This window comes from Desulfotruncus arcticus DSM 17038 (assembly GCF_900113335.1).
Taxonomy (GTDB): Bacteria; Bacillota; Desulfotomaculia; order Desulfotomaculales; family Desulfallaceae; genus Desulfotruncus; species Desulfotruncus arcticus.
On sequence record NZ_FOOX01000013.1, the window covers coordinates 22,556 to 35,015 of the forward strand.

General features: G+C 45.1%; 10 protein-coding genes. 7 read left to right on the forward strand and 3 right to left on the reverse strand.

Annotated elements, in window-relative coordinates; all coding sequences use genetic code 11:
• The first annotated feature begins 239 nt into the window (after nucleotides 1-239).
• Nucleotides 240-1,343 carry an HIT family protein gene (locus BM056_RS16505; RefSeq protein ID WP_092472518.1) on the forward strand — a complete coding sequence of 368 codons (1,104 nt, stop codon included), beginning with the start codon at nucleotides 240-242 and terminating at the stop codon, nucleotides 1,341-1,343.
• 28 nt (nucleotides 1,344-1,371) lie between these two features.
• Here the strand turns inward: BM056_RS16505 and BM056_RS16510 are convergent, their stop codons facing one another.
• Complete coding sequence (locus BM056_RS16510) at nucleotides 1,372-2,631, reverse strand: glycosyltransferase (protein WP_092472519.1); 1,260 nt, start codon at nucleotides 2,629-2,631, stop codon at nucleotides 1,372-1,374.
• Between the two features lie 83 nt (nucleotides 2,632-2,714).
• Between BM056_RS16510 and treZ the strand changes: the two genes are divergently transcribed.
• Nucleotides 2,715-4,508 (forward strand): malto-oligosyltrehalose trehalohydrolase, encoded by a 1,794-nt coding sequence (gene treZ / locus BM056_RS16515; RefSeq protein WP_238456504.1) that lies wholly within the window; start codon nucleotides 2,715-2,717, stop codon nucleotides 4,506-4,508.
• A gap of 23 nt (nucleotides 4,509-4,531) precedes the next feature.
• Here treZ and BM056_RS16520 read toward each other — a convergent pair whose 3' ends face one another.
• A complete protein-coding gene (locus BM056_RS16520; RefSeq protein ID WP_092472521.1) occupies nucleotides 4,532-6,757 on the reverse strand; it encodes an alpha-amylase family glycosyl hydrolase in 2,226 nt (741 codons plus the stop codon).
• A gap of 159 nt (nucleotides 6,758-6,916) precedes the next feature.
• Between BM056_RS16520 and BM056_RS16525 the strand changes: the two genes are divergently transcribed.
• A complete protein-coding gene (locus BM056_RS16525) occupies nucleotides 6,917-8,218 on the forward strand; it encodes a condensation domain-containing protein (RefSeq protein ID WP_092472522.1) in 1,302 nt (433 codons plus the stop codon).
• Between the two features lie 161 nt (nucleotides 8,219-8,379).
• Here the strand turns inward: BM056_RS16525 and uppS are convergent, their stop codons facing one another.
• Nucleotides 8,380-9,183, reverse strand: a complete 804-nt coding sequence (gene uppS, locus BM056_RS16530) for an undecaprenyl pyrophosphate synthase (protein WP_092472523.1) — start codon at nucleotides 9,181-9,183, stop codon at nucleotides 8,380-8,382.
• 207 nt (nucleotides 9,184-9,390) lie between these two features.
• Between uppS and BM056_RS16535 the strand changes: the two genes are divergently transcribed.
• The 4 genes from BM056_RS16535 to cuyA all read left to right on the forward strand — a co-directional run bounded on the left by BM056_RS16535 (nucleotide 9,391) and on the right by cuyA (nucleotide 12,406).
• Nucleotides 9,391-10,008: an HAD hydrolase-like protein gene (locus BM056_RS16535; protein ID WP_274377564.1), complete on the forward strand. Its 618-nt coding sequence runs from the start codon at nucleotides 9,391-9,393 to the stop codon at nucleotides 10,006-10,008.
• 232 nt (nucleotides 10,009-10,240) lie between these two features.
• Entirely contained in the window at nucleotides 10,241-10,927 is a 687-nt protein-coding gene (locus BM056_RS16540; protein WP_092472525.1) for a helix-turn-helix transcriptional regulator, read from the forward strand.
• Nucleotides 10,928-10,953: 26 nt separating this feature from the next.
• Nucleotides 10,954-11,346 carry a RidA family protein gene (locus tag BM056_RS16545; RefSeq protein WP_092472526.1) on the forward strand — a complete coding sequence of 131 codons (393 nt, stop codon included), beginning with the start codon at nucleotides 10,954-10,956 and terminating at the stop codon, nucleotides 11,344-11,346.
• Between the two features lie 61 nt (nucleotides 11,347-11,407).
• A complete protein-coding gene (gene cuyA / locus BM056_RS16550) occupies nucleotides 11,408-12,406 on the forward strand; it encodes a D-cysteate sulfo-lyase (protein ID WP_092472527.1) in 999 nt (332 codons plus the stop codon).
• Nucleotides 12,407-12,460: the final 54 nt, after the last annotated feature.

Here is a 12,460-nt window from a genome sequence, read left to right on the forward strand (position 1 = left end):
TCAGAAGCCAGGAGTCAGAATGAGAGAACCGAAGAAAACACTTTTTTTGCAAGAGGTTAGTAGGATACTGGAAGTATATTCGCGAGGCATTCCGGCTGCTGAATTCTGAATACCTGAATAGTAACGGTGTTTTAATATAATAAATATATTGAGGGTAAATCACGTAAATTCCTGATACCTAATACTTGATTATAAATACCTGCGGCAGAAGCGGACCGAAAACAGGAGGGTACATATATATGTCGATATTCAATCTGCCATCACTGGTGGATAACATGCCGGCTTGTAAACAGACTTTGTGGAAAAGGATATATCAATGCAGTGCCCTTTATGGCAGGCTGGAATTGGTTCCGGAAATTCGCAGTTTGGCGCAGAAGATGTTCGGGGGCGAATCTGAAGTTGAAAAACAGCGAATAATGCGAGTGACTAACCTGGTTACGGGTGAGGGGTCGCTGTTTAACCACCTCAGAGGTATGCGCTCCCTGTCTCACAGGCAGGAGCAAGACCTGGATTCTGTGGTGGAAGAGCACCGGCAGGGGTGCCCGTTTTGCTCACCAGAGGAACACACACCCCTGGATCCTTTCGGACGTGTTCGGGGTAAGTACTGCCTTACGGCGGCTAATTTGGCCAAGTATGACGAATACCACGGGTTGATCATACCCCGAGAGCATCACCCGCTTTTGTTCAGCCGGGATATGGTGGAAGATTATTTTAAGGTAGCCGCACGCTGGTTTCAGGAGGTCCAAGTATACGATGCACAGAGAAATCACGATTATTCCCCGCTGTATCCCTTCCTTATGTGGAACTGCCTGTGGCCCGCGGGTTCTTCTGTGGTTCACGGACATCTGCAGATGACTGTTGCCAGGGGTGGCCACTATCCCAAAGTGGAGCAGCTGCGCCGATGCAGCCTTCAGTATGTACAAAATTATGGCAGCGATTATTTTGGGGATTTGTTTGCCCTGCACCAGGCTCTGGGATTGGGGTGGGAGACAGGCGAAACCCGCCTTCTGGTATCCCTCACCCCAATTAAGGAGAAGGAAGTTTTCATCATTCTGCCCCCGGGCCCGGTAACCCCGCATAGACTTGGCCTGGCGGGCAGAGCAGTAGGTGGGGTGCTGAACCGTCTTAAAAGTAAAGCTGGCTTAAACAGCTTTAATGTGGCAGTTTACCTGTCACCCCTGAGTGGGGAAACGGGCAATTGGGACAATTTCCCCCTTATTGCCCGTCTGGTGGACCGTGGCAGCGTGTTTAACCGGACCGCTGATTTCGGTGCTATGGAACTATTTGCGGCCAGTGTAATCAGCTCCGACCCCTTTGCCGTTGCCAGGCTGTTAACGAGATAAACTTTCTCCTTCTGCGGCTGGTGCCGCGTTAGTGGTATTGATATTCGTCCGGGTTTTCGAGCTTATCGAAAAGTTTCAGGTAGTTTAAAATGTTTGTGGTAATTAGAAAATGCCGGCGAACCCTTTCCTGCCCCGCCTCCATCATCTCCTGGGCCAGGTTGGGATTTCTCAAAAGCCTGAGCACCTTTTCGGCGCATTCCTCTACGGTTTCGACTAAATATCCCGTAACCCCGTCTTTAATCTGGTATTTAATTCCTCCAACATTACCGCCGATCACGGGCGTTCCCTTCCAAAGCCCCTCGGAAACTGTCAGCCCGAAGCCTTCCCGGATGGATTTCTGCAGCAGCACATCAGAGACGGTTTGAAAGGCGTTAACTTCTTTATTGGACACACCGTTAAAATTGGTAATAACCTTAATATCATAGTCCTCCCCGGCCCTTCTTAAAGTCCGGTAAAGATAATCCCAGCCTTCCGGGTCGTCCGAGGCCATAGAGCCCACCAGGGTCAGTTGAACGCTGGGCAACTCCTTTTTGACAATTTTATACACGTCAATTACACCCAGAGGGTCCTTCCACGGGTCAAAACGCGAAATCTGGGAAATCAGCGGCCTGTGAATATCCACGCCAAACCGGACGATGATCCTTTGGGCTTCTTCTTCCTCCAGCTTAATGTTTTTGGGGCTTAAAGGATCGATGGATGGAGTGATGAAAGTAAGATTGCGCAGGAGTTCGTGCTCCTTGACAAATTCCTCCATAGTAAAAACACACGCATCATATTGTTTGATATATTGATACAAAAAATTCCAGTATTCCGGATTGGGGGTGGAAGTGTCAATATGGCAGCGCCAGATCCATTTGGCGCCTTCCTTTGCTTTAAGGTATTCAATCAGTGCGGCCGGCTGGGGGTCGTGGATGACAATAAAATCATAATTCCATTCATCAACCCGGGCGGCGTTCATTTGATTGTATTTAAGGTAAATTTCTTTAGCTTCTGCACTAAGCTGTCCTTCCTCTCCCTGCAGGCAGTTATGAAAGGACTTGGTCACGTTGTAAAATTCGTCGGTGCCCTTGATTACCCACCAGTCTATATTTAACCCCATATCCCGGGCCAAAGGCACGAATGAATGGAGTATCTCGGCCACTCCGCCGCCAAATGACGTGGCGTTAACCATGGCGATTTTTTTTCCCTGCAGCTTATTGGCGAAGTAATCCAGCTGTGCTTTGGTATTGGTATCAATTATTTCCTGGTAATCTTGATAGCTCTTTAAATCGGTTTTTACAAGTTCCATGTCATAACCTCTTTATTATTTTTTTTTGTGGAGATACTGAACATTAAAAGATTGCCGAAGGGGCTATATTTACTATGTTCAAAATGGGCGCAAATATTATCGACCGGGAAAAAAGAGAGGTTTTATTCAGGGTTTTTGCATATGACAAGCGAGAGGTTGCCGTTGTTGTTAAGAGCGGCGGCGCAATAAAAGAGCTTCCCATGACTGAAGAAACGCCCAACGTTTACAGTGCCGTGACTGCCGGCGTGAGTTTAGACCTGTTGTATAAATTTAAAATTGACGGTGACCAAGCATACCCCGATCCGTACTCTTGCTTTCAGCCTTTCGGAGTGCACGGCTTTTCCCGGCTAATCGACCACGAGGATTACCGGTGGCGGGATGCCAACTGGCAGGGAAAAGATATTGAGGATTTGCTAATTATGGAAATTCACACCGGCGCCTTTTCCGGTGCCGGCACCTTTAAAGCTGTCGCCGAAAGACTGGACTATTTGGTGGAATTGGGAGTTAACGCTGTTGAACTGATGCCCGTAGCCCAGACCCCCGGAAGGTGGAACTGGGGTTATGACGGGGTCAACCTGTTCAGTGTCAACCACAATTACGGCGGTCCTGATGATTTAAAGTATCTGGTGGACTGCTGTCACCAAAAAAATATAGCTGTAATTTTGGACGTGGTTTATAACCACTTTGGACCGGAAGGTAATTACCTGCCGGTTTACGGGCCCTATTTCACCGCTAAACATAAAACTCCCTGGGGTAAAGCCGTAAATTACGACGATCTGTACAGCGGGTATACCAGAAAAATGGTTCTGGACAATGTCCGGTACTGGCTGGAGGTTTACCATTTTGACGGTCTGAGGCTTGATGCCGTCCATGCCATTAAAGATAACAGCCCCATTCATATTCTCCAGGAAATCAGCTTAACCGTTAGAAATTTATCCCTGCAACAAAACCGCAAGCTGTTTTTAATCGCGGAGACCGATCAAAACAATACCCGCATTATCAATCCTCTGGACCGGGGCGGTTACGGGATGGACGCCCAGTGGATGGACGATTTTCACCATGTTGTCCACACGGCGTTAACCGGGGAGCGGGAAGGGTACTATATGGATTACGGGCGCGTTAAGGACCTGGAAAAGGTATACAAAAACTATTTGTACACCGGGGAATATTCAAAATACTGGCAAAGGGAGCGGGGGACCGATGGTTCCCGCAATCCCGGCAAGCAGTTTGTGGTGGCTGTGCAAAATCACGATCAGGTAGGCAACAGGGCCGGTGGGGACAGGCTGTCTATCCTGGTGGAATTTCCTTACTTAAAGGCCGCCGCCGGGTTAATGCTATTTTCCGCCTACCTGCCCCTGATTTTTATGGGGGAAGAATATGGAGAAAAGAGACCGTTTCTCTTTTTTACGGATTACGGCGACCCGGAACTGCAGCAAGCCGTATCCCGGGGCAGGAAAGAGGAGTTTGCCCAATTTACCTGGGAGAATGTCCCCGACCCCCAGGACCCTGAAACATTCTACGCTTCCAAATTAACTCCGCGCAACGCATGGGACAGGCAGAACCAGGAACTGTTCAACTTTTACCGGGATCTGATCCACCTCAGACGTTCCCACCCTGTTCTAAAAAAACCGGATAAGGATAAGCTGGAAGTGGAAGTGGATCAAGAAAACAGGGTGGCCAGGGTGACCCGCTGGAATAAAGCTATAACGCTGACTGGTTTGTTTAACCTTGGAACAGAAGATGTGGCTATAAACAATATGGCAGGCAGTGAGATATTTAATTCCCTGCGGGAACCCTATGGCGGGAGTGAAAATGCGGCAGCAGGGGTGCTGCGCAAAGGGCAGATGATTATTTTCGAACAGCCCGGCGGTAAATAAAGCGCCGGGCTGTTGGGTATCCATCACGCCGGCTGGTATTTGTAAACGAATCCGCTATAAGGCGGCAGTGTGAATTTAAAGGCACCGCCGTCCGTGGTTATGCTGTCGGGATCAAGCGGATCCTTATTTCCGGCGGGCGGCAGGTCGTTAATGTTTTGGATGTCGCCCAGCTTAACCCATTGCCCCGGGTCAAAATCAACATCCACGGGGACATCGTGTCCTTCAAAGTTCAACATCACCAGCAGTTGTTCCGAAGGCCGGCCGCTGTTTATCTTCCAACCGACAACTCGTTGCCGCCCGCCCTTAATTTCGCTCATCCAGGGTCCCAGGAGCCAGCTAAATTTTCCTTCGTCGGCCGGGTTGTAGCCGCTGAGCCTGAGCGCATCGTACCTTTTGCGCAAATTGATCAGTCCCCTGGCCCACCAATAAAAATCGCTGGTTTGCCCGGAATACTTGGCCCAGTTGACATTGATCCGGTTCCTTTCCCTTTCAATGCCATATTCCTGCCCCATATAAATCATTGGCTGCCCCAGGGACAGCATGGTGGTCATTAACCCGAGGCGGGCTTTTCTGTCCTTGATTTTGGGGTCCTGCAAATGTTGGCCGCCGGTAGCCACCTCAAACTGCACGCTGTTTTCGTCGTGGCTTTCACAAAAGTTCACCACATTGTTGGTATGGGCGGCAAAGCTGTCTTTGCTGAAATAAATCATGGTTTCCATGTTCCTGGTGCTGTTGTCCGCCCCTTCAAAGGTCCCCTCGCGCAGCAGGGCCTTTACTTTGTCGTGAAATATATTGGACCACTGGGCAAAACCGTTATATCCCTCCAGGTTCAGGTCCTGTTCGTTGGGCAAATTTTCGGCAATAAGGATCACGTCGGGCTTGAAGCCCTTGTCTTTCAGTTCATGGGCCAGGCGGTGCAAAAGCTTATGGTTCAAAAAATAACTGTGGGTGGCGTCAAAGCGAAACCCGTCAATATGATACTCCCTGATAAACAGTTTGCAGGAGTCGATCAGCATATTATCAACTTCGTCTTTGCCCGTGGCTACCTTGTTGCCCCACATGGTTTTGCCGGCAAAAAAGAAACCTCCGTCACCGGACCCGTCGTCGATGAGATCCCACAGGGGGTTGAAAATATTTGAGGTGTGGTTGAATACTTGATCCATCAGCACGGCTAGCCCGTGTTTGTGGGCTTCATCGACCATTTCCCTGAAGTCGTCAGGCGTTCCAAAGTCTTTTTCCACGGCCATAAAGGTGCAGGGTTCATAGCCCAGTCCCTTCTTTATTGGCACCTCTGCCGTGGGCATCAGCGCCAGAGCGGTTACACCCAATTTATTAAAGTAGCCTTTTTTAATTCTATGGGTCACTCCTTTAAAGGTGCCCTGAATGTGGTCGGGGATTTCGGGGTCATTGTCGGTAAAACCATAAATGTTTAGTTCGTAGAGTATCAGATCTTTGACATCGGGAGTTTGCCAATCCCGGTCGCTCCACTTAAATGCTGTGGGGTCGACGATAACGGCGTTGCGGTTTTTATAATCATCGCTGTAAAGCCTGGTGTAGGGGTCCACCACATAGCGCTCGTTTTCCACCGCGCCGCCCTGAAGGTAAAACTTATATTCTATGGGTTGGCTTGTATCCGGTGTGATCCTGACCAGCCAGATATTGGGCTGGTAATAATAGCCCTGATGCAGTTCCATGGGGATAAACAGATCTTCCCGGGGTGAGGGATGCCCGGGGGACTGCCAGTCGTTGAAACTGCCCGCAAGATATACTCTGGCCGCATAAGGATGAAAAAAGCCGAATAAGACGGAGCCGTCGGTTAAAAGGTTGGCGCCCAGCATAGACGGAATACCCAGGCCGGAAACATCGGTGGTGGGAAAATAAAAATTTTCTTGGGGCACAAGATGGCTGATTTGCCGGTAATAGTCCTTAATATTGCCTTTGGGGCGGGCCGGCAGGACATTATAGATATTATGTCTGTCCGCCATAGACCAGATTTCATTTCCCAGGTGCAGGTGATAAGATCTGTTGAATTTTTGATCTTCCCAGGGGACATCTTCCCCTTTGCCGTCCTTAAAAATAAAATTGAAGCCGCTGCGGTTAAAGGATAGGTCGTAGTAAACACCGAAATCATCTTTGCCGCCGGGTTCAACTTCTCTTTCCAAAGTTGCCCCGTCGCTTACCCATACCCACATAACCGGGTCTAAAAAGCCGTTCTGGTTGTCATAATGAATCCTTGCCTTATGGCGCATAAACTTTAAGCCTCCTAAAAAATCAAGATATGAGTTATTTTTTGCTTCATCGGTTACTTTATGCAAAGTTTAGGTAACTATACAGGAGTCAGTATCTTTCCCCGCCGCATACAATAATTTAAACATTGTATCCCGGCGCTTAAAGGGGAGTGATTAGACATGGCCCATAAGGGTAGTCCGGTTATACTGGCGGCCAATGTGCAGGACCGGCTTATTTATGCGGCCGGCAATAGACTTTTAAACCTGCAAAACCAGGCGGTTTTGGAGTTAAAAGGGAGATTAAATGAAAAAAGGCTGGCAAGGGCGGTGAGGCTTTCAATTGATGCCGAACCAATACTGGGCAGCCGTTTTATAGAAAAAATAAACCGTTCTTACTGGCAGCGGTTTGGTGATCCGGACAGTGTGGAATGGCTGGCACTGGAAAAAACAGTGGATAAGCAAAAAGCAGTTTACCGGTTTTTAACGACTCCGTTGAACAAAAATGAGCGGCAAATTAAGATAAGATTAATTCGCTCCAGGGAAAATGATACGCTGTGTGTCAAAATAAGCCATGCTTGCTGCGATGGCGGCGGCCTCAAGGCCTATCAGCAAATTCTGGCTAAAATTTACACTCAGCTTGATCATTATGAAAAAAATGTACTGGAAGCAAACGGAGGAAAAAGGTATGATCAAAACGCGCTTCTTCAAAATTGGGGAGTAATTAATTTAATAAAAGCCTGGGTACCCGGGATGGGTACACTGCAACCCACCTGGTCCTTTTCTTTTTGCCCCGGTGAACCAGAGGAACTGCAAATTGCCATCCGCAGGCTGTCCGGCAAAAATGTTGAGGAACTCTCTGCCTATGCCCAAAAAAGAGGGGCATCTATGAACGATTTGCTGCTGACAGCTTTTTACAGGGCCTTGTTTGAATTAACCAATTCACCACCTGGAAAACCGAGGGAGATTTTAATCACGGTGGATTTGCGCCGTTATTTACAAAAGGTTCAGGCCACTGCCGTCAATAATTTATCCAGCGCGGTGGCTGCCAGGATTCCCAGGGTGATTGGAGAGCCTTTTGAAAAAACCCTGGCCAGGGTTTCTGCCATAATGGCAGAAATAAAAAGAAAACAGCCCGGTATGCACGTGGCTGCCGTTTTTGGATTGTTATCGCTGCTTGGCTACGCACAATCTCTAAATGTCGTAACCGGCATAAAAAAATGGATGATGCAAACCGGCAAGAGTTCACCAATACTGTCCAATGTCGGGAATATCAGCCCGTCAACCATTTGGTTCGGTAAAATACCTGTTGTCGATGCTTATCAGGTCAGTCCTGCCATTTACGCCCCCGGATTTATGTTGGGGGTTTGTGCCTACAATAACCGGTTGACCTTGACCGTCAGTTATTACAAACCCGGCACGCCACAGGAAAAAGTTGAGCAATTTCTTGGAATGATGCTGCAGGAACTTAAATCGTGCAAATAGAGGAGTCAGGAGTCAGAATAGTAATTTGGGGCATTCCTTTTTGGTTTTAAATTTTTGAAGAATATCCGAAAATTAATCTGACTCCTGACTCCTGACTCCTGACTCCTGACTCCTGACTCCTGACTCCTGACTCCTGACTCCTGACTCCTGACTCCTGACTCCTACATTTTACCATCCTTTACCCCACCGTAACGCCGGTCCCGCTCCTGGTAATCAACTAAGGCGCGCAGTAAATGCATGCGTCTGAAGTCCGGCCATAAGATATCAGTAAACCAAATTTCTGAATAAGCGATCTGCCAAAGCATAAAATTACTTATTCTCGAATCACCCGAGGTCCTGATTAATAAATCCGGCTCCGGCTGACCCGCTGTAAATAAATATTCTTCAACTGTTGTGGCATCAATTTGGTCTGCTTTTAATGTTCCTTTTTCCACGGCCGAGCTGATGCCGCGGATAGCCTTAATTAGTTCTAAGCGTCCCCCGTAATTTAAGGCCAGGTTTAAAATAAGCCGGTCATTATCCCGGCTATGCCGGACAGCTCTGTCCAAGACCTCACGGACCGGTTGGGGCAACTCCTGCAAAACACCGATAGGGTTAATCCGCACGCCTTTTGCACATAGATTTATTAATTCGTTGGTCAAATATTCAACTAAGAGCTGCATAATGTTGTCAATTTCCTCCTGGGGCCTTTTCCAATTTTCCGTGGAAAAACAAAATGCCGTCAATACCTTGATTTCTAAATCGCAACAAGCGTTTATAATTTCTTTAAGAGATTTAACTCCTGCATGGTGGCCAAAAAAACGGGGCAAGCCCTTATTAATCGCCCAGCGGCCATTTCCGTCCATGATAATGGCAATATGTTTGGGCAGCGTTTGTTGGTTAAGCATTTTTTGTAATTTCTGCTCTTCATGCTCATATGATATAGTTTTATTATCTTCATTAAGGAGGTTAAATTGGTTTTTCATTTTTTTTGCCCCATCACTAAATTATTGTTAGTTAGAGCCAAGTCTTTTAGCTTCTATAGCCATATGATATGATTTTTGGCAAAAATTTGTGAATTTGCCGGCTAAACCGAACGTAATTTCATTTTGGGGCATAATATAATATTATTTGATACCGCTCATCCATAAACCACTTATAGTAAAGAAGGTGATAAAATAATTAAACATGTTATTTTTGATTTTGACGGAACTATTGTTGATTCAAGATACCTGGCCATTGAAGCAATTAATAAATTAGCTAAAAAATATAATTTTCAATCCATCAAAGAAGAGGAATTAGAAGACCTGCGCACATTATCATTAATAGGCAGATGCAAAAAAATAAATCTTCCTATTTTCAAAATTCCGTTTATTTTATTTGAATTAAATCAACTGTATGGTAAATCAATTATTTCTTTGCGGATATATGAGGGGTTAAAGACTGTACTGGGGGAACTTAAAAAGGCCGGTTTAAAAATCAGTATAGTGTCTTCAAATTCTATTGAAAACATAAATGAATTCTTAAAAAATAGTGAGATCAATGTCTTTGACAACGTTTATTCGTCGGGTAGTTTTTTTAATAAAGACAGGGCCATAGCACACCTGATGAGAAAATACAATTTAAATAGCCGAGAAGTCATTTACATTGGTGATGAAATTAGGGATATCATCGCCTGTAAAAAGAGCAGTGTCCGGATAATTGCTGTTTCATGGGGCTATGATTCCAAGGAATTGCTGGAAAAAGCCAATCCTGATTATCTTGTTGACAGCCCGGCACAAATTATTGAACTGATCAAAGCGAAAATATAGCTTTACGATTTTATGCTGTAACGCGCGCTTAATTGTAGCTGATTAAGCGCGCGTTTTTCATCAATTTCCGGCAGAAGACATTCGTAGCCGCGCGGTACCGGTAATTCCTTTTCTCATAATTCCTCCTTTCTCTTAAAATTTTTTGTATTATTATTAAAAAATTTTAAGAGAAAGGAGGAATTTGTTTTAAGGTGTTGAATTTAATGACACAAGGGGGGTAAATTGTTAAAGAATGTCAGATAACAGTTTGGTTAATAATCACAATGAAAAATTAAATGATGAAATATTAAAGACTTTGTTTCCAATAGCGGATAGTATCGCTGAATCATTTGGAAAATTTTGCGAAGTAGTGATTCACGATTTGCGTAAACCGGAGGCTTCAATACTACATATTGCCGGTGATATCACTCGCCGTTCCGTTGGAGCTCCGGTAACAAATATTGTTCTTGAAAATTTAAGAAAGTATGGCAATCGTTGTCCTGATTTAATCGGGTATAAGACTGTTACTAAAGACGGCATTATTATGAAGTCGTCGACTATTTATATACGGAATAAGAATGTGATTATTGGCGCTCTATGTATTAATATCGATATTACCTTATTTTTGAACTTTAACATGCTCATGGAACAATTCATATCTTTTAATAACCAGGATGCACTATGTGAAAATAATGAATTATTTGTTTCAGACGTTACGGAAATATTGGATACTTTAATTGAACAGGAAATAAAATCCATTGGATTACCAGTTTTGTCAATGCAAAGGGAAGATAAGATAAAAATTGTCAGTGCTTTGGATCTTAAAGGTGTTTTTTTAATTAAAGGTGCGGTAGATAAGGTAGCATCTGTATTGGGCGTTTCCAGGTATACGATTTATAACTATATAGATCAGGATCGTTCCAATAGGAAGAATATATAATCTTATATCTAAAGAAGGAGATTACTATGAAAAAATGCATTAATTCTGAATTGGCGCCAAAAGCAATAGGTCCTTATTCACATGCAAACAGTTTGGGTCCATTTTTATTTATTTCGGGCCAGTTACCCGCAAGTCCGGTTAATGGTGAGATTACGGTTGGTGATTTAAAAGCGCAAACGCATCAGGTGCTTAAAAATCTTAAAAATGTTTTGGAAAGTGCCGGTAGCAGCTTGGAAAAGGTGCTCAAAACCACGGTTTTTATTAAAGATATTAGTAAGTTCAACGAGTTTAATGAAGTTTACCAAACGTATTTTTCAACCCAATTTCCAGCTAGATCTACAGTGGAGGTTGCAAAATTACCAAAAGATGCGGAGGTGGAAATTGAAGCAATAGCTTATTTGGACCACGGTGTTCAATGAGAGTACGTGGTAAGGCGGTTTTGTTCGTTGTAAAAAAGTATTAAGAAAAGGGGTATAACACGTGAATTTAGCAAAATTTCCTCGTAGACGCTATACTGAAGGACAAACTCCAATTGAGTTTTTACCGAACTTTACAAAACAACTCGGCGGTCCCCAAATTTATGTAAAAAGAGATGACCTTTTAGGTTTAACCTCGGGTGGCAACAAGGCAAGAAAACTTGAATTCCTCGTTGCTGACGCTTTAGCAAAGGGAGCGGATACACTTATAACCTGTGGGGCTGTGCAGTCAAACCATTGCCGGTTGACCCTGTCTGCAGCTGTAAAAGAAGGTTTAAAATGCAGGCTTGTTCTGGAAGAACGGGTTAAAGGCAGTTATAACCCTGATGCGAGCGGCAACAACTTCCTTTTTCGCTTGCTTGGAGTGGAAAAGACATATGTTGCCCCGGGGGGTTCCAACATGATGGCTGAAATGCAAAAAGTAGCTGACGAGTTAACTGCTGAGGGCAGAAAGGGCTATATTATTCCCGGCGGTGGTTCCAATGAAATTGGTTCTACCGGATACGTCGCGTGCGCTCAAGAAATTTTATCCCAAACCTTTGATAAAGGAATTGATTTTCAATATGTTATCTGTCCAAGTGGCAGCGCCGGAACGCAAGCCGGTTTGGTTACAGGGTTTTATGGAGAGAACAGTAATATCCCGGTACTGGGTATAAATGTCAGCCGCAAAAAAGATGTTCAGGAAGAGATTGTTTACGATCTTGTAAAAAGAGTGGCAAGACATGTTGGAATTAAAGGTGAAGTTCCACGAGAAGAAATTGTCTGCTTTGATGGGTATGTTGGACCTGGTTATTCGATTCCAACTCCGGAAATGGCCGAAGCAGTTAGATTGTTGGCGCGAACGGAAGGAATTCCTCTTGATCCGGTATATTCGGGTAAAGCGATGGCGGGTTTGATAGACCTTGTTCGCAAAGGTCGCTTTAAGAAAGAGGATAATATTCTTTTTGTGCATACAGGCGGTTCGCCGGCCCTTTATGCATACATCCCGCATATTCTTGATTAGTTGTCCAAAGATAAAAAAATACACCTATGGGCTGAATCCAGAGGTGCAAAACAA

What these genes read in the sequence shown, in the direction of transcription:
- BM056_RS16510 (WP_092472519.1), bottom strand. Translation starts at nt 2,631, where the DNA reads ATGGAACTTGTAAAAACCGATTTAAAGAGCTATCAAGATTACCAGGAA.
- treZ (WP_238456504.1), top strand. Translation starts at nt 2,715, where the DNA reads ATGGGCGCAAATATTATCGACCGGGAAAAAAGAGAGGTTTTATTCAGG.
- uppS (WP_092472523.1), bottom strand. Translation starts at nt 9,183, where the DNA reads ATGAAAAACCAATTTAACCTCCTTAATGAAGATAATAAAACTATATCA.
- BM056_RS16520 (WP_092472521.1), bottom strand. Translation starts at nt 6,757, where the DNA reads ATGCGCCATAAGGCAAGGATTCATTATGACAACCAGAACGGCTTTTTA.
- BM056_RS16545 (WP_092472526.1), top strand. Translation starts at nt 10,954, where the DNA reads ATGAAAAAATGCATTAATTCTGAATTGGCGCCAAAAGCAATAGGTCCT.
- BM056_RS16525 (WP_092472522.1), top strand. Translation starts at nt 6,917, where the DNA reads ATGGCCCATAAGGGTAGTCCGGTTATACTGGCGGCCAATGTGCAGGAC.
- BM056_RS16540 (WP_092472525.1), top strand. Translation starts at nt 10,241, where the DNA reads ATGTCAGATAACAGTTTGGTTAATAATCACAATGAAAAATTAAATGAT.
- BM056_RS16505 (WP_092472518.1), top strand. Translation starts at nt 240, where the DNA reads ATGTCGATATTCAATCTGCCATCACTGGTGGATAACATGCCGGCTTGT.